The organism is Bacteroides faecichinchillae JCM 17102 (genome assembly GCF_000614145.1).
GTDB classification, from domain to species: Bacteria; Bacteroidota; Bacteroidia; order Bacteroidales; family Bacteroidaceae; genus Bacteroides; species Bacteroides faecichinchillae.
The window spans coordinates 198417-219811 of record NZ_BAKK01000001.1 but is presented as its reverse complement, the minus strand read 5'-3'; the positions used below and the strand labels follow the sequence as shown (position 1 = coordinate 219811).

The following is a 21395-nucleotide window of genomic DNA, read 5'->3' as shown; positions in this document are numbered from 1 at the left end:
AAAATATTTTCTCAACCATTTTTCTCCCATTTTTTCTCTTCCCCAAAACATCCGGTTGGCATCATTTCCTTTTCCCTTTTTCTCTCTGTTTTTTTCTTGTTTTGTATTGTTTTGTTTATACGCGCATAAAAACATATACATCATTAATTATCAAATGATTCTCTCCTCTTTTTTTAATACTTAGTTTAAAACAAGGTTTGGCAGTTACTGCGTAGTAAGCAACTCAATAACAATTCATCTCTTAGCTTTCATTACCCTGCTAAAAACACGTCTGAAAAGAGGATAAAAACAAATATTTTTTTCAAGAATTATTCGGCTTCTATGCGTATTTCATAAATTCTTCGTACCTTTACGCCTCGGTAAAACAAGTTCTATCCACATATAAAAATAACAAAATGGAAAACAGAAGTTTAGTAACCATTGCCGAACATTCAAAAGAAAAGATACTTTACATGCTCGAAATGGCGAAGCAGTTTGAAATGAACCCTAACCGTCGGTTATTGCAAGGTAAGGTAGTGGCAACACTATTCTTTGAACCTTCCACCCGCACCCGTTTGAGTTTTGAGACAGCAGCTAATCGTCTCGGTGCACGTGTCATCGGTTTCACTGATCCCAAAGTAACTAGCTCTTCAAAAGGAGAAACATTAAAAGATACCATTATGATGGTGAGCAACTATGCAGATATCATCGTTATGCGTCACTACCTTGAAGGAGCTGCCCGGTATGCCAGCGAAATAGCTCCTGTGCCTATAGTCAATGCAGGAGACGGAGCCAACCAGCACCCATCTCAAACGATGCTAGACCTCTATTCCATCTACAAAACACAAGGTACACTAGAGAATCTTAATATTTTCCTTGTAGGTGACCTGAAGTACGGACGTACCGTACACTCTTTGCTAATGGCAATGCGTCACTTCAACCCGACGTTCCATTTTATCGCTCCTGAGGAACTGAAAATGCCGGAAGAATACAAACTTTATTGTAAAGAACATCAGATCAAATACGTAGAGCACACCGACTTCACAGAAGAGACGATTACCAATGCCGATATTCTTTATATGACTCGTGTGCAACGAGAACGTTTCACAGATCTGATGGAATACGAACGAGTGAAGAATGTGTACATCTTACGTAACAAGATGTTGGAACATACACGTCCGAACTTGCGAATCTTGCATCCGCTTCCCCGCGTGAATGAAATTGCTTATGACGTGGACGATAACCCGAAAGCATACTATTTCCAACAAGCACAAAATGGCCTGTATGCACGTGAGGCTATCCTTTGCGACGTATTGGGTATCACATTAGAAGACGTTAAAAACGATATTTTATTATGAGCGAAAATAAACAAGAACTACAGGTAGCTGCCTTAAAAAATGGGACAGTGATTGACCATATCCCTTCTGAAAAACTCTTTACAGTTGTTCAGTTGCTTGGTGTAGAACAGATGAAGAGTAACATCACCATCGGTTTCAACCTTGACAGCAAAAAGTTAGGAAAAAAAGGAATCATCAAAATTGCCGATAAATTCTTCTGCGATGAAGAAATTAATCGTATTTCCGTTGTTGCACCGCACGTAAAACTGAATATTATCCGCGACTATGAAGTCGTAGAAAAGAAAGAAGTGAAAATGCCAGATGAATTGCGAGGTATCGTGAAATGTGCCAATCCAAAATGCATCACGAACAACGAGCCAATGGCTACTTTGTTCCATGTGATAGATAAAGATAATTGTGTAGTAAGATGCCACTATTGCGAAAAAGAACAGAAGCGTGAGGATATCACTATCCTTTGATGTTCTTCATTCATCATTCTTAATTCTTTATTAAATTGAAACAAGACTGGAAACCAGGAACAATGATTTATCCGTTACCGGCTGTATTAGTTAGCTGCGGAAAAAAAGAAAGTGAATATAATATTATCACAGTAGCATGGACGGGTACGATTTGTACAAACCCGCCCATGTGTTATATATCCTTACGTCCGGAACGTTATTCTTATAAGATTATTAAGAAAACTATGGAGTTTGTCATTAATCTGACGACGAAAGACATGGCGTTTGCTACAGATTGGTGCGGAGTCCGTTCTGGAAAAGATTATCATAAGTTTAAAGAGACGAAACTAACTCCTGGTCGCTGCACAGTGGTTAATGCTCCACTCATCGAAGAGTCTCCTCTTTGCATTGAATGCCGGATAAAAGAAATCGTGTCACTCGGTTCGCACGATATGTTTATCGCTGATGTAGTAAATGTTCGTGCTGACGATCGTAACTTGAATCCTAAAACAGGGAAATTGGAACTGGCAGAAGCAAACCCGTTGGTTTATGTACATGGAGGATATTATGGTCTGGGAGAGAAAATAGGAAAGTTCGGATGGAGCGTGGAAAAGAAAAATAAATAAAGCGTGGACTGATTGGTATACGGTGTTACTCTGAACTATATATCAAAAGTCAAGTTGTTAAAAGCTTTAAAAATCACATAGGATGGCTATACTGCGTAAAATACTGATTCTTTGTCTGCTGACCGTAGCTTGTACGGCTTTCGGCAAGGATGGTAATACAGGTAACGTAGAACGTCCGAATACCAGAAAAATAAATTTCGGCATTAAGGCAGGATTTAACTCCACCATGTTCATGGTGTCGGAACTGAAAATTAAAGACGTGACCATTGACGAATTTCAAAATAATTATAAGATCGGATACTTCGGTTCGCTTTTTATGCGAATCAACATGAAGAAACATTTTATCCAACCGGAGGTATCGTATAATGTTGGCAAATGCGAAATCACATTTGATAAGCTCGGCTCGCAACATCCCGATATCGAACCTGATTATGCTTCAGTTGAATCCGTTCTGCACAGCATTGATTTTCCAATTCTCTATGGATATAATGTTGTAAAAAAAGGACCTTATGGTATGTCTATCTTTGCAGGTCCGAAAATACGTTATCTATGGGGAAAACATAATGAAATCACCTTCAGCAACTTCGATCAGAAAGGTATTCATGAGAAATTACATCCGTTCAATGCCAGCGTGGTAATTGGTGTGGGAGTTAATATATCCCGAATCTTTTTCGATTTCCGTTATGAGCAAGGATTGAGAAATATATCAAAATCTATCACATACGATAATATCAATTCCGACGGTAGCACAGGAGTCAGTACTATTATATTCAAACGACGGGACAGTGCACTCAGTTTTTCTCTCGGATTTATTCTATAGTCCAATAGGGACATACTGAAAGGGGAACCTTATACAAAGATAACTAATTAAATCGAGCGATTTACTACATCCATTGAAACTGAATAATGTTAAGGACAAAGTCCCTATTTAGTAATAAAAAGAAAGCACTCCCCTCATATCTATTATCAATTTTCCACAATCTATTCCTTTAATTCTTCATTAATTATATTTTGTTCTTTATTTATTTTCACTAACTTTGTGCGCCTAAATAAAGTATTTGAATTAGAATATTAAATCTTACTTATACAAAAGAATGAAAAGAGACGACTTAATTTTCGACATCATCGAAAAAGAGCACCAACGTCAGCTGAAAGGTATCGAGCTGATCGCATCTGAAAACTTTGTAAGTGACCAGGTTATGCAAGCAATGGGTTCTTGCCTGACTAACAAGTATGCAGAAGGTTATCCCGGCAAACGCTACTATGGAGGTTGTGAAGTTGTAGACCAAAGCGAGCAAATTGCTATCGACCGTTTGAAGGAAATCTTCGGTGCAGAATGGGCAAATGTACAGCCTCACTCAGGTGCACAAGCCAACGCAGCCGTATTCTTGGCTGTGTTGAATCCAGGTGATAAATTCATGGGATTGAACCTGGCACATGGCGGTCACCTTTCTCATGGTTCTTTGGTGAACACTTCTGGTATCATCTACACTCCTTGCGAGTACAACCTGAATCAGGAAACAGGACGTGTTGATTACGACCAAATGGAAGAAGTAGCTTTGCGCGAAAAACCGAAAATGATTATTGGTGGTGGCTCTGCTTACTCTCGCGAATGGGACTACAAACGTATGCGCGAAATCGCTGATAAAGTTGGCGCTATCCTAATGATCGACATGGCTCATCCCGCTGGACTGATCGCTGCCGGACTGCTTGAAAACCCGGTTAAATATGCACACATCGTCACTTCAACTACACATAAAACACTTCGCGGACCTCGTGGTGGGGTCATCTTGATGGGTAAAGACTTCCCTAATCCATGGGGAAAGAAAACTCCGAAGGGTGAGATCAAAATGATGTCTCAATTATTGGATTCTGCTGTATTCCCTGGTGTACAAGGCGGCCCATTGGAACACGTTATTGCTGCAAAGGCAGTAGCATTTGGTGAAATCCTGCAACCTGAATACAAGGAATACGCAAAACAAGTACAAAAGAATGCCGCTGTATTGGCACAAGCATTGATCGACCGCGGTTTCACCATCGTTTCTGGTGGTACTGACAACCATTCCATGCTAGTAGACCTACGTAGCAAATACCCAGACCTTACAGGAAAAGTTGCAGAAAAAGCATTAGTTTCTGCCGATATTACAGTAAACAAAAACATGGTTCCGTTTGACAGTCGTTCTGCTTTCCAGACTTCGGGTATCCGTTTAGGTACTCCTGCTATCACTACTCGTGGTGCAAAAGAAGACTTGATGTTGGAGATTGCTGAAATGATCGAAACTGTTCTGTCGAATGTAGAAAACGAAGAGGTTATCGCACAAGTACGTACACGTGTCAATGAGACAATGAAGAAATATCCTATATTTAAAGATTAAAATATATTTTAGGAAACTCCGGAGACGTCCGGAGGGTTCATAGTATGCAATGGTCTGCACTTCTCACGAAAAGCAGACCATTTTTTTATAAATTAACACTTAGAGAATAAACTATCTGGTGCGTTTTACGTTTCTCTTCTACAACACGCAAAATAGAAGGTGCGTTAAAATAGTAAATCATAACACACCGGACTCTATATACAATCATCCCCGTCTTCCCAAGTTTAAATAAAATGGAAAGACGGGGATTTAATCGTATAACCTATTTAAAGGTTAATCGGCCTTTCATTGTATTTGCTTACTCTGGCTTTTAGCTCAATCCTTCAATATTACCATCTGCAATATCAATATGCAGTGCTTGCGGCTCTTTAGGCAATCCCGGCATACGGAGTATTTCTCCGGCAATGGCAACAATCATTTCTGCTCCATTATTAATGACAACGTCTTTGATATGGAACTCAAAGTTATTCACTGCCCCATAAATTTTCGGATCAGCAGAAAATGAATATTGTGTTTTGGCAATACAAACCGGATAATGAGAGATTCCCATTTTCTCTATTAACTTGATGCGACTACGAGCAATGCTGCTATAAGTGATGACGCTTGCTCCATAAATATTAGTAGCCACTTTTTCTATCTTTTGTTGAACGGTATCATCTTCTTTGTAGGTGAAACGCAGAGGTTCGGAAGGGGCATTTTCAATCATATCCACTACGAGACGGGCCATATCTACAGCGCCCTCTCCTCCTTCGGTAAAAGCGTTGTTGATAGCAAAGCCCACACCCAACTGTTCGCAATGTTCACGTAGCATTTCCATTTCATCATCCGTATCGCTGGCAAACTTATTAAATGCTACGATAATGGTCTGACCAAACGAACGAAGGTTACGAATATGTTTATCCAGATTGCGCAATCCTTCTTTCAACCCTTCCAAATTGGGTTCTTTAATGCGATCAAGACTGACTCCACCATGCATTTTCAAACCTTGTGCAGTAGCAACAATCACTGTCAACTTAGGTTGGAGCCCGCTTTTGCGACACTTGATATTATAAAACTTTTCTGCACCCAGATCAGCGCCAAATCCAGCTTCTGTAATCACATAATCGCCAAATGACATCGCCAGTTTGGTAGCCAGAATAGAGTTGCAACCATGAGCAATATTGGCAAACGGACCACCATGTACGAATGCAGCAGTTCCTTCGGTAGTCTGTACCAGATTGGGATGGATAGCGTCTTTTAGTAAGACGGTAATAGCTCCTGCCACTCCTAAATCTTTCACAGTAAACGGTTCGTCGTCATAGGTAAATCCCAACAGGATATTTTCAATACGGCGACGCAAATCTTCTACATCTTTTGACAGGCAAAGTATTGCCATTATCTCCGAAGCTGGAGTGATATCAAACCCGGATTCCTGCGTGATACCATTTGATTTCGGTCCTAGACCGACTACAATACTGCGCAAAGAACGGTCATTCACATCCAATACCCGCCGCCAAAGAATTTCTTTTAGTCCGAAGCCTTTCGACTGATTCTGGTAAAGGTAATTGTCCAATAAGGCAGAGATCATATTATGAGCAGAAGTGATTGCATGAAAGTCTCCCGTAAAGTGCAAATTAATCTTTTCCATCGGAAGTACCTGAGCGTATCCTCCTCCGGCAGCTCCTCCTTTCATTCCGAAACAAGGACCAAGCGATGGCTCGCGCAAAGCAACAATTGCTTTCTTACCAATTTTGTTTAGTCCTAAAGCAAGGCCGATAGAAACTGTAGTTTTACCAATCCCCGCTTTTGTAGCAGTGATAGCAGTCACCAGGATAAGATTGCTTTTCTTTATCTTTTCTTCGTCAATCAGTTGCTCGGGAATCTTCGCAATGTAACGACCGTAGTTTTCTACTTCGTCACGAGGGATTCCAATACTCTCGGCAACCAGCTTTATCTTCTTTAACTCAATACTGCGAGCTATTTCTATGTCTGATTTCATACAGAATATGATTAGTTTTATTTTTGAATTGACAAAAGTATAACAAAAAAGCGAGATTGAAAAATCCAGAAGTCATTCTCCTACGCTTTCATTATATAAGATACTCGTTAAGTCGAAAACAACATTTCCGAAAGAATATTATGAAAGAATCTTTAAGTATTATCTCATTTATCAGATAAAATCAGTATTTTTACCGGCGTACAAGAAAATACAATAACACATCATTTTGATCAACCATGAATCAATCATTGACAAAGACACCTCGCATTGAAGTAGTGGATGCCTTACGCGGATTTGCTGTAATGGCAATTATTTTAGTACATAATCTGGAACATTTCATTTTTCCGGTCTATCCGGATCAATCACCCGAATGGCTCAATATATTAAATCAAGGAATTTTTCATGGAGTTTTTGCTTTATTTGCGGGGAAAGCTTACGCTATTTTTGCTTTGTTATTCGGCTTTACATTTTATATCCAAAGTAATAATCAAAGAAAACAAGGAAAGGATTTTGGATACCGTTTCTTATGGAGACTGATTCTATTAGCAGGTTTTGCTACTCTGAATGCTGCATTTTTTCCAGCAGGAGACGTTCTATTATTGTTCGTTATAGTCGGTATTGTTTTGTTCCTTACACGTAATTGGAGCGATAAAATGATTCTTTTTGCTGCTATCTTTTTGTTGCTTCAGCCAATAGAGTGGTATCATTACATTGCCAACCTAATCAAACCGGCACATCAGTTACCAGACTTGGATGTAGGTGCTATGTACGATGAAGTAGCCAAGGTTACGAAGGCAGGAAATTTCTGGGATTTCATCTGTTGTAACGTTACGCTAGGACAGAAAGCTAGCTTTTTATGGGCAGTAAATGCCGGTCGTTTCATGCAAACAGCCGGATTATTCTTATTAGGATTTTATATCGGAAGGAAACAATTGTTTGTTACAACAGAAAAGAATCTCTGTTTCTGGACGAAGGCTCTGATAATCGGTGCTATTTCCTTTGCTCCTTTATATGCTTTGAAAGAGGTGATTATGCAGAACGATACAATCATTAAGCAAACAGTGGGTACTGCATTTGATATGTGGCAGAAGTTAGCGTTCACTTTCGTATTAGTCTCTTCTTTCGTTCTTCTCTATCAAAGGAAAGCTTTCAATAAAAGAGTTTCTGGATTGCGTTTTTATGGTAAAATGAGTCTTACTAATTATATTTCTCAATCAATCATAGGAGCTATTATCTATTTCCCATTTGGCTTATATCTTGCTCCTTATTGCGGGTACACGATTAGTTTACTTATCGGATTCGTTATATTTATCCTTCAAGTGCAATTCTGCAAATGGTGGTTGAAAAAGCATAAACAAGGTCCGTTGGAATCTATTTGGCACAAATGGACTTGGATGGGAAGGAAGTAGATAACAAATCCTAATTTTCTGCTTTTGTCACAGATGTTATAGTTTAAACTATACCTCCGATGTATCTTTGCAGAAAAAATAGATTATGGAACAGTTACATGCACATGAAGTCCTTCACATAATGGAAGGAAATAGTTATTCAGAATTATCCTTAAAAGAAGCAATCATTCATAAGTTTGGTGAAGAACAACGTTTCTACACTTGTTCGGCAACTAATATGGATATTGATGAATTGATAGTATTTCTCAAAAAGAAAGGTAAGTTCATGCCTACAAATGATGGATTCACAGTAGATATCACAAAGGTTTGCAGTCATTGATTCAAGGTTTTGACAAGCAAGAGTATAAGGAAGAGATTCTTCCTCACTACGATCAGTTGCACTTTATAACGCACTCCCTGTTGTAGGTACAAAGAATTTCTCCATATTAACCTGTTCTAATTTAAGCAAACCTATCTTTTTTGCAATTCCTCCGGCATATCCTGTTAAGCTACCATTGCATCCAACAATTCTGTGACAAGGTATAATAATACTAATAGGATTATGTCCCACTGCCCCCCCAACAGCTTGTGACGACATATTTTGTACTCCTTTTTGGCGGGCAACTTCGTCCGCTATATCTTTGTACGTTATCACTTCCCCATAAGGTATTTTCCTCAATATTTCCCATACTGCATGACGAAAGGGCGTCCCCTCCAAATGCAGCGATGGTGTAAAATCAGGATTTCTACCGCTGAAATAACAATCTAACCACTCCTTAGTTTGTTCGAATATAGGTAATGACCTCTCTTCTTTCTCCTCCGATAATGTAGCAGCGAAGTATTTCTGCCCGTCAAACCACAAACCTGTAAGACAATCACCGTTAGCAGCAAGTGTTATTCCCCCGATAGGAGACTGATATTTATAAATATATTGCATAGCTTTTACTTTAAAAGATGACGTTGCACAAAGATAACGATCTTTCCTTAGAGATTCAAATACTATACCCACACAAAAATCCGCTTCAACTTACAAACACTTTTTATTAAATAATGTTGTTACTAGCATAACCTAAACAAGAACATCATTATGGAATGGATTATTAATCAACTTAGGGTACACCCCGAGCTTGCCATCTTTCTCACTCTTTTCGCCGGATTCTGGCTTGGTAAGCTGAAAATAGGGAAATTTTCATTAGGAACAGTTACCAGCGTCTTGCTGGTTGGAGTATTGGTAGGACAACTAAATATCACCGTAGACGGTCCGATGAAAGCTGTATTTTTTCTACTCTTTTTATTTGCTGTAGGCTATAAGGTAGGTCCACAATTCTTTCGAGGATTGAAAAAAGATGGTTTGCCACAGGTCGGATTCGCCGTTTTGATGTGTATTGTCAGCCTTGTAGCCCCATGGATACTTGCTAAAATCATGGGATATAACGTAGGTGAGGCTGCCGGACTACTTGCCGGCTCGCAGACAATCTCAGCCGTTATCGGTGTGGCAGAAGACACTATTAATCAGTTGGGTATCAGCGATGCACAGAAAGCAAGCTATATCAATGCGATCCCAGTAGCTTATGCTGTTACTTATATTTTCGGAACAGCAGGTTCTGCATGGCTTCTTGCCTCCATCGGTCCTAAAATGTTAGGAGGACTGGAGAAAGTAAAAGCTGATTGCAGGGAACTTGAAGAAAAAATGGGAAGCTCCCAAGAAGATGAACCCGGCTTCTCTCCTGCCCTTCGTCCGGTTGTATTTCGTGCTTACAAGATTGCGAATGAATGGTTTGGCAAAGGTAAAACAGTGAAGGAACTCGAAGACTACCTTTCTCGGAATAACAAACGCTTATTCGTAGAGCGTGTCCGTCAGAATGGAGTTGTAAAAAAGCAAAATCCAACTCTTCTGCTCCAACCCAATGACGAAATCGTATTGAGCGGACGACGCGAGTTCGTGATCGGTGAAGAAGACTGGATAGGTCCTGAAGTTATTGATGCACAACTGCTGGACTTCCCAGCTGAGACTCTTCCCGTCATGGTGACTCACCATACCTTTGCTGGAGAAAACATCGCTACCATCCGCGCACAGAGATTCATGCATGGGGTAAGTATTCGTAGTATCAAACGGTCAGGTATCAATGTTCCTGTACTATCAAAAACAGTCGTCGATTCAGGCGATATTCTCGAGCTAACCGGACTACCGCACGAAGTGGAAACTGCAGCCAAACAAATGGGATATGTTGATCGTCCTACAAATCAGACAGATATGATCTTCGTCGGATTGGGTATCTTAATTGGAGGTCTGATCGGTGCGCTTACCATACATTTGGGTGGAGTACCTATCAGTTTATCAACTAGTGGAGGTGCGCTGATTGCCGGGCTCGTTTTCGGTTGGCTGCGCAGCAAACATCCTACTTTCGGTGGAATTCCCGAACCTTCTTTATGGGTACTGAATAATGTCGGATTGAATATGTTTATTGCCGTAGTCGGACTTGCTGCAGGTCCCAGTTTCGTAACGGGATTCAAAGAAGTAGGCTTTAGTCTATTTATTGTGGGAGCACTTGCCACCGCTATCCCTCTGATCTGCGGATTACTAATGGCCAGATACTTATTCAAGTTCCATCCGGCTTTAGCATTAGGATGTACTGCTGGTGCACGTACCACTACAGCAGCATTAGGAGCTATCCAAGACGCTGTGGAAAGTGATACTCCGGCTTTGGGTTACACTGTCACTTATGCCATTGGTAACACACTGCTCATTATCTGGGGAGTCGTTATCGTATTACTCATGTGACATATCCGTCAGTATTCGCTGTGAGTCGAAAAAACTTAGTGATAAATTGGATTTTTGATTGCTTTGCCATTACCAGCTTAAACACAAGGTCTTAGCCTAGCAGTTATACCCTATGATCTAAATAATTTATGCAAATAGTTAATCAAATTATCCTCATAGCTAATTTATCCCTGCAAACTATCATCTCTAAAAAATAAAAACATTATGGAAAAGAAAACCACTAGTACAGCAATAACCAAAAGCTTTGCAAAAAAAATGGAAACCATCAGCCCCTTCGAACTGAAAAACAAACTGATCGATATGGCGGATGAAAGTATCAAAAAAATGGCGCACACCATGCTCAATGCAGGACGAGGAAATCCTAACTGGATTGCTACCGAACCGCGTGAAGCTTTTTCCTGTTAGGACAATTCGGACTCTGCGAATGCCGCCGCATCTTTTCTCTGGAAGAAGGAATAGCTGGTATCCCACAAAAAGATGGAATAGCTGCCCGTTTCGAAGCTTTCTTGAAAGATCATGAGAAAGCTCCTGGAGCTCAGTTATTGAAAGGTACGTACAACTATATGTTGATGGAACATGCTGCAGACCCTGATACTCTTATCCATGAATGGGCAGAGTCTGTCATTGGTGACCAATATCCTGTCCCCGACCGTATCCTTCATTTCACAGAACAAATCGTACAAGATTATCTGGCACAAGAACTCTGTGACCGACGTCCTCCTAAAGGCACCTTCGACTTGTTTGCAACCGAAGGAGGAACTGCTGCTATGTGCTATCTGTTTGATTCGCTTCAGGAGAATTTATTATTGAACCAGGGAGATTCTATTGCACTAATGATTCCAGTCTTCACTCCTTACATTGAGATACCGGAATTGCGCCGTTACCAATTTAATGTTACTGAGATTGCAGCCAACCAGATGACACCGGATGGTCTACATACCTGGCAATATAAAGATGAGGATATTGACCGTCTGAAAAATCCTAAAATAAAAGCACTCTTTATCACCAATCCAAGTAATCCACCTAGTTATGCGCTGAGTCCAGAAACTGTTGCACGCATTGTCAATATTGTTAAAAATGATAATCCAAATCTAATGATTATCACCGATGACGTGTATGGAACCTTCATTCCTCACTTTCGCTCACTCATGGCTGAATTACCTCACAATACTCTTTGCGTTTATTCCTTCTCCAAATATTTCGGAGCTACCGGATGGCGTGTAGCTGTCATCGCGTTACACGAAGAGAATATATATGACAAGATGATTGCTCAATTGCCAGAAGAGCAGAAAGAGATTCTGAACAAACGTTATTCTAGTCTGGACTTGCACCCGGAAAAGATGAAATTTATCGACCGCATGGTTGCCGACAGCCGACAAATCGCATTGAATCACACAGCAGGACTCTCTCTGCCACAACAAATGCAAATGAGTCTTTTTGCTTCTTTCTCTCTTTTGGATAAAGAAGATCACTACAAAATTAAAATGCAAGAGATCATCCACCGCCGTCTGCAAGCCTTATGGGATAACACCGGATTCTCTTTGATAGAAGATCCGTTACGTGCCGGATATTATTCGGAGATTGATATGTTGGTATGGGGGAAGAAATTCTATGGGGATAACTTTGTGGCTTATCTGCAGAAGACGTATAATCCACTGGATGTTGTCTTCCGTCTGGCCAATGAGACATCTCTCGTCTTACTCAACGGTGGTGGCTTTGCCGGCCCCAAGTGGAGCGTCCGCGTATCGCTTGCTAACCTGAATGAAGCCGACTATGTGAAGATAGGACAAAGCATCAAACGTGTATTGGACGAATATGCGCAGATGTGGAAAGCGAGTAAATAGCTGACATAATCCAAAGCTTAAGCTTCTAATATAGTTAATGGATTAAAATGATAGTGAAAGAGATAGCGATCTTTTTTCATCCAAAGATGAATATCCGAAGATTTTATGTAAATTTGTCGTGCATTAACCTCTTATGGAAATGAAAAAACTGATTCTATTTCTTTCACTGATATTATCAGTCAGCCTCGCCTCTGCACAGTCGGAAATTCCATCTGATAGTATTCGACGTGTTCCCTCAGCCAATGTAAAGGATTTCGGTGGTTTCTTGTTAGACATGAACCTGATGAATATATCATCTCCAGAATTGCCTAAACTGAATATGGAATTGCCTAATGTGACTAAAGACTACAACCGGATTTTTCGCATGAATACGGACGCAATTTATACTCAGGGATTCACTAACGTCTTCTCTTCTTATCCTAGATTTGGATATGGATACGGCTGGGGATTATCATCCTCTCCACAGTATATGCAAATGGGATCTTTTAAACTGAAAAACGGAATGCGAATCAATACTTATGGAGATTATAATATGGATGGCCGAAAGGTGCCAAATCGAAGTGCTATGCCTTGGCAAAGGAATAACTTTCGCGGAGCCTTCGAACTGAAATCTGCAAACGGAGCCTTCGGAATTAGGGTGGAAGTACAACAAGGGCGGAATGTTCCTTTCTAATTATAGCTTTCTGGATTTATAAAACAATGAGATTGAATTCTAAGTCCTCTCCAAATAAAATTCAATCTCATTGTTTTTATATACTAGAACTTAAACCATTGATCAATGGCAGACTGCTGCTTTAGTATTATAACATTTCATTAAAACCAGTTTGGGTAATTTTCCGGTAAACTTACTGTCCGAGTCTTTAAATAAAGCTCTAGTTTTAATTTTATTGCGTGGTATCAGAGGACTACTTTGCAGAAGCCTCAAACGCATCATCCGCTGCACGTTGCGCATCAATAATCCGATCACACCAAAAATCAAAATCAGGATCAGGTATCTGAGTTTCAGGATGCGCAAGCATATATTCTACCGATTGTCGTAAGCCTTCTGCCATCGAAATGGTACAGATAAAATCAGGAACAAATCGTTTAATCTTCGAATTATCGAACTTCACCGTATTCACTTTATCGCCCAGCAATTCACCTGTAAAATCATACATCTCACCATGTCTTGCTAGAAAATCGGAGGCTACATGCAAAGCATTCAAAGGTTTACCTAAAGCTTCAGCAATTGTCTCATAAATCTGGTTCCAAGTCATACTTTCATCACTTGTAATATGAAACGCATTTCCAATTGCATGAGGATTTCCCATCAATCCTACGTATCCTTTGGCAAAGTCTTTTGAATGAGTTAATGTCCAAAGCGAAGTACCATCTCCGGGAATAATCACTGACTTTCCCTCAAGGATACGTTTGACAATCTGCCAGTTCCCTTTATTACCATGCATACATACAAGAGGTTTTTCACCATTATATGTATGGCTGGGACGAACAATAGTTATAGGAAAACCATTCTTCCGATAAGCAGATAATAGCACTTCTTCTGCTGCAATCTTATCCCTCGAATACTGCCAATAGGGGTTCATTAGAGGCGTACTTTCTGTAATATGATAATCAGCCAATGGCTTCTGATAGGCAGAGGCACTACTTATAAAAATATATTGCTTAGTTTTATTCTGGAACAAACGAATATCACGTTCTACATCCTCAGCCGTATAACCGATAAATTGTGCTACCACATCATAATTTTCATCCTCAATAGCTTTTGCTACAGCCAACTCGTCATGGATATCCGCAACAACACTTCTTGCCCTTTCTGGTACCTTTTTTGATCCTCGGTTAAGTAAAGTTATCTCCCAGCCTCTTTGCTGTGCCAATGCTACAACATCAGTACTGATTGTACCTGTTCCACCAATAAATAATGCCTTCATACAAATAAGTCTTTTGATTCTTTTTCCGAGCAAATATATCAAAACTCCCATAAATAATGATGTATTCCTCTTTGAAATCGACATAACTAACCATAAAAAGCATAAAATTGGCTGATTCTTATAAAAAATCAACTTATTTGAACAGCATTATTTATTAGTATCATGATTCCAGCTCAGAATGCCAGACATTATCATTACAATTTCACAGCCACATTATACTCTTCATCTGTCACAGGATCTCCCCACTCCGCACTGTTCTCACCAACCTTTGGGGTGATACCAATATGGGTAAAACGACTATCAGGAGCAGCTCCATGCCAATGCAACGTATTTGCAGGAATATTCACTACACTCCCCGGAACTAAACGACGTGCCGCTTTGCCTTTCTCCTGATAATATCCAATCCCTTCGGTACAAAGCAAAATCTGACCAACTGCATGACTATGCCAATTATTTCGTGTACCTGGTGCAAAAGTTACATTATAAAGACTACAATCATATTCATCTACTGAAGATAAAGGCTGAAGCCATGCCTCTCCTGTAAAATTAGCACTAATTGATTCTCCCAACCAAAAAGCGGCTCGTTACTTGTTACTACTTCATTTTTCATTTTATTATCCTCCATTTTACTGTTACTACTTTGTTTTGAGTGATTGCATGAACTTAATACCATACTCACCACAAACATACAAGCTATCATTGCTACTTTAGTTCTCATATCATTTATATTTAAAAAACATCTCAACAATAAATTGAAAGTAAACTTCACCATCAAAGAATATTAATGTTTCTTTCGTAATATATTTAACCATTCACTTTCAGATATTGCAAAATTACTCGACTTCAACAACATATACTGTATATATTTTACTGATAGAAATACCTATTTTACAGATTCCCCTTCCCATGCATAATAAATTACATTCAAGACAAAATATCTTAATAAAAATTGAATTAGTTAACCAAATTCTTAATCTATGTTATGAAACATACTTTTTTTCTTGGATTATTTGCAGATATCCCAAAAATCCGTACATTTGCAATGTGTTTTTCATAGTATTAGATTTAAGGTTAACAAAGGTTGGAGCAAGGCGTTGCTCCTTTTTTTATGCCTATACTTTGTAGAAACACTCAAATCACTATCTTTGCCCTAAAAGAAGTAGTCATGAAGAAGAATATATTGATCATCGGTGCTAATGGATTCACCGGACGGCAAATACTCAATGATTTATCGAATCAGACAAAATATAAAGTTACAGGATGCTCCCTGCACCCGGATATTTGTGCCAATAATAAGGGAAATTATCATTTCAAAGTAATAGATATACGTAACAAAGAAGTTGTATGTAATCTTTTTAAAGAAGTATCCCCTGATCTAGTCATCAACTGCTCTGCTTTATCTGTTCCCGACTATTGTGAAACTCATCATGAAGAAGCTTTTCTTATAAATGTTACAGCAGTGGCACAATTAGCACAGCTTTGCAGAGACCATAAAAGCCGTTTCATCCATCTTTCAACAGATTTTGTTTTTGATGGAAAAACATACGAAACACCTAAGCATTTCAAAACAAAAAAGGATACTAATCCTTATGAAAACCAAGCTGTATCCCCATCTCCCCAATATTTATATAACGAAGATGACACACCGGCCCCTGTAAATTATTACGGATATACCAAATGGAAAGGTGAAGAGAAAGTAAGCGAGATATGTCAGGACTATGCCATCGTCCGAGTAGAGATCGTGTATGGAAAAGCATTATCTGGGCAACACGGTAATATCGTTCAGCTAGTAATGAATCGATTGCATGCCGGACAAGAAATTCGTGTGGTATCCGATCAATGGAGAACCCCAACCTATGTTGGAGATGTTTCCGTAGGAATTCAAAAACTGATGGAAAGCACTCACAATGGTATATTTCATATCTGTGGTGACGAATATCTGGCAATTTCAGATATTGCCTTTCAAGTAGCTGAAGCTATGAATTTGAATTATAACCTTATCCATCCTGTCACAACGAAAGAAATGAATGAGTCCACTCCTCGTCCTCGTTATAGCGGAATGAGCATTGAGAAGGCTCAAAAGCTACTTAACTATCAACCGCGAAAATTGAAACAGATTCTTGCGGAATGGTAACATATATTCATTAAATAAATTATATAATATAACATCAGTATCATAACCCACCTCACAACTACTAATCGGAATGAAAAGCCGAAAAATAATAACGAATGATATCTACAACAGAACCAACACCTTACAAGACTTACAAGCTCCTCTAAGAAGATTTATTGCATATTTATTTTTAATTTATGCAGAAACATATTATCTTTGCACCCGAAATACAAAGAATAAAGATGAATCAATTGTTACAATTACATATCTCCCCCTTATCTCTTGCAGAGATATCTTTCTGCAAGTCTTGTTGTGTACATGTACATTGGTTTAGTGGATTTATCTAAATACTGCCTGATCCTACTATATTCTAGGGATCATCTAATAACGTATAGGAATTGTCTAATGATTTATTAATCATTCACAGACAATACCCAATGCTTTCCCCTAAAGATATCTTTTAGAGAAATATGAAACCTTTCAGAGATCTGCCATTTCTTCCCTAAGATAAGCAACCCTTTCTTGAAAGATTAAATATTTCTTCCTCAAGAGACCTGGCTTCTTTCTGGGAAAGTACAGCGTGTAATATATCGACTATTTAACCTGACCATTAAAAAAGTAAGTTCTATGTTTTCTATTATATCTATCATGTTTTTAGGCATTGGTATAGGCTATGCACTACGTAACTGGAAACTATTACAAAAAACGGAAAAGACAATTTCCGCCACTATATTCATGCTTCTTTTCATTTTGGGAGTATCTATCGGTTCAAACAACCTAATTGTAGACAATCTTGGAAAATTTGGAGGGCAGGCTGTAATTCTTGCCTTTTCTGGTATATTGGGAAGCCTGGTTGCTTCACGTCTGATATTGCAAATCTTCTTTAAGAAAGGAGGTAAACAATGAAAGGTAGCCTGATCATTCTGCTCTTCTTCTGTGTAGGTTACACTTTGGGAGTTCTCAATAAATTCCAATTTGATACACATAGTATATCTATGTACATTCTATATGCCCTCATGCTTCAAGTAGGAATCAGCATTGGTTCCAACAAGAATCTAAAGGCGATTATAGCCTACCTAAAACCCAAGATGTTACTGATTCCAATGGGCACAATTATAGGTACCTTATTATTTTCAGCATTGGCAAGCCTGTTGTTGAGTCAATGGAGTGTGTTCGAATGTATGGCAGTAGGAAGCGGATTCGCTTATTATTCACTTTCTTCCATTCTTATCACTCAATTTAAGGAACCATCTATCGGACTACAACTAGCTACAGAACTAGGCACTATTGCCTTACTGACTAATATATTCAGGGAGATGATGACTTTATTAGGCACTCCACTCATTCAGAGATATTTCGGTAAATTAGCACCAATCTCGGCAGCAGGAGTCAATTCAATGGATGTATTACTACCGTCCATCAGTAAATATTCCGGGAAGGAAATGATTCCAATTGCTATCCTACATGGTATTCTCATTGATATGAGTGTCCCAATATTTGTTTCTTTCTTTTGTAATCTATGATAGCTTATCTAATAAGTTTGTAAAACGATCAGGCTGTCTAAAAAGTCAAAACGGAATTACTTAAAGTTACAGATTGTAACTGAAAAAATAAAGAGCGCCACTTTAGCCTCTGAAAATGAGGTGTAAAGTGGCGCTCTTTTTATACTTAATGCCTGTCAGTTCTAAATTGAAAGTTCTAATTTAAACTTTCAGACTTTTGGGGCAGCCCTCCCTTCTAAGAATTATATATTCTAAGTATTAAACTTCATCATCGTTTACAAACTATCCTGCCAAATCCTTATCAACTCTATTCAGTCTGGAGTAGTAGCAGCTAACACAAGTTTAATATCCGAATAAGAAACATCATCTCCCAGAGCAGCCTTGATTGCCACTAATCCACTGAACTCATGTGTCTCCAAATAATGACGGATTTTTTGAATATGATCCTCCGCCACAATCTCTTCCAACTTGATTTTACCTAAACGGACATAATATTCTAAATGGTTGGCAATCGTTCCTGGAACCAATTCACGTATTTGAGCAATTTCTTCAAGACTGAATCCTTGACAGAACATTTCGTAACTGATCTCCTTTGTGTCCTTCTTTTTCTCCTTTTCTTTATCCTTCTTAGCAGTTCTTCCCTCTCCTTTTTCTTTCCTCGTATCTTCTGTACTTTTCACAACGATCTCCGCTGATCTGGCAGTTTCTATTTCATTAGTCTTATCCCCATTGTCTACAGTCACAAACTTGACTTCCGGTCGTTCCTGTTGATATTCCTTCATATAGTTACGTACAATACCCAGAATCTCCAACCCATACTTCTCTACACCTTTCACACCGAAATATGGTACAGCCTCTAACGCTTGTGGAGTGTCCGGCAACAAATTGACAATGCCCATTAATGCTTTCTGTTGCATGATAACATACGCTGGTAAATTTATCTCCCGCGTCTTTGCCGTTCTCCATTCCGAGAGAGAACGATATAGCTCCGGATGCAAAATATCCGTAGGTACGTCCACTTTGACCTTTCTGGCACTGCTACGAATACGTTCTTTTCTTTCCCTCTTTTCCTTCGGAGCTTTCGCTGACCTAGATGAAGAACTAGAAAAAGAACCGGAAGAAGACGAATCTCCTTCTATATCTAACATAACCATTGCCTTTTGTTTTAAATAACCTGTCACCGTAAATGGTTTCTTAAACAGATATTCCAACAAAGGTAATTTGATCCACAAAGCATCTTCCAACGCTTGCAAACGTTCGTTCAACTGCTTACGCAATTCTTTATTATCAAGAGGCATATTCGTCTTTTCAAATAAATCAAGAACGGGCTCTATCTCTTTCTTAAAGTAGACAGCACCGGAGCGTAGACGTTGTTGTAACTCCTCATCTATAGCGTAATCATCTTTTTCTTGAATCAAACGAGTATATTGATTCCGAAAACGGAGAGATACGTCCATAATCCTTTCCTTAATATGTGGAACTAATGCCTTGTACTCTGCCAACTGCTTCGGAAAGAGTTTATACAAGTCTTCATCTATCAAACGAAGTAAACGATTATAAGCCTGCTCTAACGAATAGAAATTAAACAAATCACTTACCAAATCGTAGAAATAAGCTCTCTGCATATCATGCAACTGTACCGTTCCCGGTGTATTCTGTTCCACCTCTCTTGTAAAATCATCGACAACACTATCACTGATAATCGTTTCTCTTCGGAGCGGAGATTCCAAAACCATACCTTCCAGAGTTTTACAACGGCTCAAAGCCACATACGTCTGCCCATGCGCAAACGAATTACGTGCATCGATTATAGCCCGTTCAAACGTCAGACCCTGACTCTTATGAATTGTAATCGCCCATGCCAAACGGATAGGATATTGACGGAAAACTCCTTCAATCACTTCGGTAATCTCTTTAGTATTTTCATCCAATACATACTTACAGTTTGCCCATTCTTCCTGCAAAAGATCAAATTCGTTATCACACTCTTTACCACGCACTAGTATTCTCTTCCCGTCGACCTTCACAACTTCACCAATCATCCCATTATAATATCGTTTCTCGGAAGAAGCATCATTTTTCAGGAACATAATCTGCGCTCCATCCTTGATAGTCAGTACTTCATCTGCCGGATAAGAATATTCGGGAAAATTACCCTCTACTTTGGCTCGAAAACTATACGCATGTCCGGAAAGTGAAGCCAGTTCACGATCGTTCACCTGTTGTGCCTGATAATTGTGAGTCGTCAGACGAATATATCCTTCCTCCTTCTGGGGGTGAAAACCGGGCTGATAACGACGGTTCAATTCGTTCAGCACTTCATCGTCTGCTTTGTTTTCACGGATTTTATTCAGGAGAGAAAGAAAAAAGGTATCACTTTGCCTATATACTTTTTTCAGCTCAATCGTCATATAAGTTGTCTCTTTCAAAGCACGACTCGCAAAGAAATATGGAGTCTCATAGTGTTTTCTCAGTAATTCCCAGTCATCGTCTTTCACCACAGGAGCCAACTGTTGTAAATCGCCAATCATCAGAAGTTGTACGCCCCCAAAAGGTTTTTCTCTATCACGATAACGTCTCAATGCAGCATCCACAGCATCCAATAAATCTGCACGTACCATGCTAATCTCATCAATCACCAATAAGTCCATACTTCGGATAATATTTCGCTTCTCCTTACTGAAACGATAGTGCATCTGAGCGGAATTGAATGTTGTTTCTGGTACAAACGGTGCAAAAGAAAGTTGAAAGAATGAGTGAATTGTCACACCTCCTGCATTAATCGCAGCTATACCCGTCGGTGCTAATACAACCATGCGTTTGGGGGTCTCTTCTCTCAATCGTCTTAAAAAAGTAGTTTTTCCGGTTCCTGCTTTCCCGGTAAGAAACAGATGTGTACCTGTGTTTTCGATAAACTGCCAGGCTAATTGCAGTTCCGAATTATCTTCCATAATGTTTTCAAATTTTCTGTAAAGGTACAGAATAGATTCCAACCAACGAAATCAAAGACAAAAAAACAGGTCTTCATAGGAGGTTTTGGACGCAAACAATTATACAAATAGAACCTCACAATTAATTTATTGCT

At 39.2% G+C, this 21395-nt stretch carries 18 protein-coding genes and 1 pseudogene; 13 read left to right on the top strand and 6 right to left on the bottom strand.

The features are described 5' to 3' along the window. The first annotated feature begins 395 nt into the window (after positions 1-395). The 5 genes from pyrB (at position 396) to glyA (ending at position 4775) form a co-directional block, all read left to right on the top strand. Positions 396-1337, top strand: a complete 942-nt coding sequence (pyrB, locus tag JCM17102_RS00895; protein WP_025073612.1) for an aspartate carbamoyltransferase — start codon at positions 396-398, stop codon at positions 1335-1337. Beyond that, entirely contained in the window at positions 1334-1795 is a 462-nt protein-coding gene (gene pyrI / locus JCM17102_RS00890) for an aspartate carbamoyltransferase regulatory subunit (RefSeq protein WP_025073611.1), read from the top strand. The genes pyrB and pyrI overlap by 4 nt, the downstream gene beginning before the upstream one ends. Before the next feature lie 35 nt (positions 1796-1830). Next, entirely contained in the window at positions 1831-2400 is a 570-nt protein-coding gene (locus JCM17102_RS00885) for a flavin reductase family protein (protein ID WP_025073610.1), read from the top strand. Positions 2401-2482: 82 nt separating this feature from the next. Continuing rightward, positions 2483-3220 carry a porin family protein gene (locus tag JCM17102_RS00880; RefSeq protein ID WP_025073609.1) on the top strand — a complete coding sequence of 246 codons (738 nt, stop codon included), beginning with the start codon at positions 2483-2485 and terminating at the stop codon, positions 3218-3220. 274 nt (positions 3221-3494) lie between these two features. Beyond that, entirely contained in the window at positions 3495-4775 is a 1281-nt protein-coding gene (glyA, locus tag JCM17102_RS00875; RefSeq protein ID WP_025073608.1) for a serine hydroxymethyltransferase, read from the top strand. A 310-nt stretch (positions 4776-5085) separates the two neighbouring features. On the opposite strand, the gene JCM17102_RS00870 is transcribed toward glyA, so the two are convergent. Next, positions 5086-6753 (bottom strand): formate--tetrahydrofolate ligase, encoded by a 1668-nt coding sequence (locus JCM17102_RS00870; RefSeq protein ID WP_025073607.1) that lies wholly within the window; start codon positions 6751-6753, stop codon positions 5086-5088. Positions 6754-6989: 236 nt separating this feature from the next. Between JCM17102_RS00870 and JCM17102_RS00865 the strand changes: the two genes are divergently transcribed. Both JCM17102_RS00865 and JCM17102_RS00860 read left to right on the top strand, forming a co-directional pair. Beyond that, a complete protein-coding gene (locus JCM17102_RS00865) occupies positions 6990-8162 on the top strand; it encodes a DUF418 domain-containing protein (protein ID WP_025073606.1) in 1173 nt (390 codons plus the stop codon). Between the two features lie 85 nt (positions 8163-8247). Continuing rightward, entirely contained in the window at positions 8248-8481 is a 234-nt protein-coding gene (locus tag JCM17102_RS00860; RefSeq protein ID WP_025073605.1) for a YecH family metal-binding protein, read from the top strand. Positions 8482-8544: 63 nt separating this feature from the next. Here JCM17102_RS00860 and JCM17102_RS00855 read toward each other — a convergent pair whose 3' ends face one another. After that, positions 8545-9078, bottom strand: coding sequence for a methylated-DNA--[protein]-cysteine S-methyltransferase (locus tag JCM17102_RS00855; protein WP_025073604.1), 534 nt, complete (start codon positions 9076-9078; stop codon positions 8545-8547). 150 nt (positions 9079-9228) lie between these two features. Between JCM17102_RS00855 and aspT the strand changes: the two genes are divergently transcribed. The 3 genes and pseudogenes from aspT to JCM17102_RS00840 all read left to right on the top strand — a co-directional run bounded on the left by aspT (position 9229) and on the right by JCM17102_RS00840 (position 13440). Next, a complete protein-coding gene (aspT, locus tag JCM17102_RS00850; RefSeq protein ID WP_025073603.1) occupies positions 9229-10923 on the top strand; it encodes an aspartate-alanine antiporter in 1695 nt (564 codons plus the stop codon). Positions 10924-11127: 204 nt separating this feature from the next. Then, positions 11128-12767 (top strand): annotated as a pseudogene (gene aspD, locus JCM17102_RS25615) (aspartate 4-decarboxylase). Between the two features lie 139 nt (positions 12768-12906). Beyond that, on the top strand, positions 12907-13440 hold the full coding sequence (locus JCM17102_RS00840; protein ID WP_025073602.1) for a hypothetical protein: 534 nt from the start codon (positions 12907-12909) through the stop codon (positions 13438-13440). 232 nt (positions 13441-13672) lie between these two features. Here JCM17102_RS00840 and JCM17102_RS00835 read toward each other — a convergent pair whose 3' ends face one another. The 3 genes from JCM17102_RS00835 to JCM17102_RS31100 all read right to left on the bottom strand — a co-directional run bounded on the left by JCM17102_RS00835 (position 13673) and on the right by JCM17102_RS31100 (position 15413). After that, positions 13673-14695, bottom strand: a complete 1023-nt coding sequence (locus JCM17102_RS00835) for an SDR family oxidoreductase (RefSeq protein WP_025073601.1) — start codon at positions 14693-14695, stop codon at positions 13673-13675. Positions 14696-14889: 194 nt separating this feature from the next. Next, positions 14890-15264, bottom strand: coding sequence for a cupin domain-containing protein (locus tag JCM17102_RS21285; protein ID WP_033886376.1), 375 nt, complete (start codon positions 15262-15264; stop codon positions 14890-14892). Then, positions 15201-15413: a hypothetical protein gene (locus tag JCM17102_RS31100; protein ID WP_148302029.1), complete on the bottom strand. Its 213-nt coding sequence runs from the start codon at positions 15411-15413 to the stop codon at positions 15201-15203. Before JCM17102_RS31100 ends, JCM17102_RS21285 begins: the two co-directional genes overlap by 64 nt. Before the next feature lie 447 nt (positions 15414-15860). On the opposite strand from JCM17102_RS31100, the gene JCM17102_RS21280 reads away from it, so the two are divergent. From JCM17102_RS21280 to JCM17102_RS00810, 3 genes are all read left to right on the top strand, one after another. After that, a complete protein-coding gene (locus JCM17102_RS21280) occupies positions 15861-16829 on the top strand; it encodes an SDR family oxidoreductase (RefSeq protein WP_033886375.1) in 969 nt (322 codons plus the stop codon). Between the two features lie 606 nt (positions 16830-17435). Then, positions 17436-17714 (top strand): LysO family transporter, encoded by a 279-nt coding sequence (locus JCM17102_RS00815; protein ID WP_025073600.1) that lies wholly within the window; start codon positions 17436-17438, stop codon positions 17712-17714. After that, positions 17711-18331 (top strand): LysO family transporter, encoded by a 621-nt coding sequence (locus JCM17102_RS00810; protein ID WP_025073599.1) that lies wholly within the window; start codon positions 17711-17713, stop codon positions 18329-18331. Before JCM17102_RS00815 ends, JCM17102_RS00810 begins: the two co-directional genes overlap by 4 nt. Before the next feature lie 290 nt (positions 18332-18621). Here JCM17102_RS00810 and JCM17102_RS00805 read toward each other — a convergent pair whose 3' ends face one another. Then, a complete protein-coding gene (locus JCM17102_RS00805; RefSeq protein WP_025073598.1) occupies positions 18622-21261 on the bottom strand; it encodes a helix-turn-helix domain-containing protein in 2640 nt (879 codons plus the stop codon). Between the last annotated feature and the right edge of the window lie 134 nt (positions 21262-21395).

Bases quoted from the DNA above. Each gene is read 5' to 3' on its own strand.
- pyrB (WP_025073612.1), top strand. From the start codon at position 396: ATGGAAAACAGAAGTTTAGTAACCATTGCCGAACATTCAAAAGAAAAG.
- pyrI (WP_025073611.1), top strand. From the start codon at position 1,334: ATGAGCGAAAATAAACAAGAACTACAGGTAGCTGCCTTAAAAAATGGG.
- JCM17102_RS00880 (WP_025073609.1), top strand. From the start codon at position 2,483: ATGGCTATACTGCGTAAAATACTGATTCTTTGTCTGCTGACCGTAGCT.
- glyA (WP_025073608.1), top strand. From the start codon at position 3,495: ATGAAAAGAGACGACTTAATTTTCGACATCATCGAAAAAGAGCACCAA.
- JCM17102_RS00870 (WP_025073607.1), bottom strand. From the start codon at position 6,753: ATGAAATCAGACATAGAAATAGCTCGCAGTATTGAGTTAAAGAAGATA.
- JCM17102_RS00865 (WP_025073606.1), top strand. From the start codon at position 6,990: ATGAATCAATCATTGACAAAGACACCTCGCATTGAAGTAGTGGATGCC.
- JCM17102_RS00860 (WP_025073605.1), top strand. From the start codon at position 8,248: ATGGAACAGTTACATGCACATGAAGTCCTTCACATAATGGAAGGAAAT.
- JCM17102_RS00855 (WP_025073604.1), bottom strand. From the start codon at position 9,078: ATGCAATATATTTATAAATATCAGTCTCCTATCGGGGGAATAACACTT.
- aspT (WP_025073603.1), top strand. From the start codon at position 9,229: ATGGAATGGATTATTAATCAACTTAGGGTACACCCCGAGCTTGCCATC.
- JCM17102_RS00840 (WP_025073602.1), top strand. From the start codon at position 12,907: ATGAAAAAACTGATTCTATTTCTTTCACTGATATTATCAGTCAGCCTC.
- JCM17102_RS00835 (WP_025073601.1), bottom strand. From the start codon at position 14,695: ATGAAGGCATTATTTATTGGTGGAACAGGTACAATCAGTACTGATGTT.
- JCM17102_RS31100 (WP_148302029.1), bottom strand. From the start codon at position 15,413: ATGAGAACTAAAGTAGCAATGATAGCTTGTATGTTTGTGGTGAGTATG.
- JCM17102_RS21280 (WP_033886375.1), top strand. From the start codon at position 15,861: ATGAAGAAGAATATATTGATCATCGGTGCTAATGGATTCACCGGACGG.
- JCM17102_RS00815 (WP_025073600.1), top strand. From the start codon at position 17,436: ATGTTTTCTATTATATCTATCATGTTTTTAGGCATTGGTATAGGCTAT.
- JCM17102_RS00810 (WP_025073599.1), top strand. From the start codon at position 17,711: ATGAAAGGTAGCCTGATCATTCTGCTCTTCTTCTGTGTAGGTTACACT.
- JCM17102_RS00805 (WP_025073598.1), bottom strand. From the start codon at position 21,261: ATGGAAGATAATTCGGAACTGCAATTAGCCTGGCAGTTTATCGAAAAC.